The sequence below is a fragment of the Burkholderia sp. SIMBA_062 genome, assembly GCF_046534765.1.
In the GTDB taxonomy this organism is placed as follows: Bacteria; Pseudomonadota; Gammaproteobacteria; order Burkholderiales; family Burkholderiaceae; genus Burkholderia; species Burkholderia ambifaria.
Window position 1 is genome coordinate 1 of the sequence record NZ_JAWRYD010000169.1, and the last position, 317, is coordinate 317.

Below are 317 nucleotides of genomic sequence, written 5' to 3' on the forward strand. Positions count from 1 at the left end.
CATCGAGAACTACACGAACCGCGCGCCCTATCCGATCCTGCACCTGCTGCGCGAGGCGAGCATCGAGCGCGCCGCCGACGCCTTCCCGGACGCCGCCGACATCTACGAACGCAATCAGGAAACGATGCGCCGCCTCGGTCTCGAAGGCTGGCGCGCGTGGATGAGCCAGCGCGACGACCAGTAAGTCGTCCTGCCGATCAGGTGACGATCCCCACGATCACCTGAAATCGCGCAGATAGCGCGCCGCGCTCACGCTGTCTCGCCAGCCTGGGCAGGCGAAGCCTCGCCGTCGTCGACGAAGAAACGCTCGCGCAGCT

General features: G+C 66.6%; 1 protein-coding gene. It reads left to right on the forward strand.

The window, feature by feature from the left end:
* A partial coding sequence (locus SB786_RS35890) for a DUF1415 family protein (protein WP_410731529.1) occupies positions 1 to 184 on the forward strand: 184 nt, incomplete at its 5' end.
* Positions 185 to 317 lie beyond the last annotated feature (133 nt).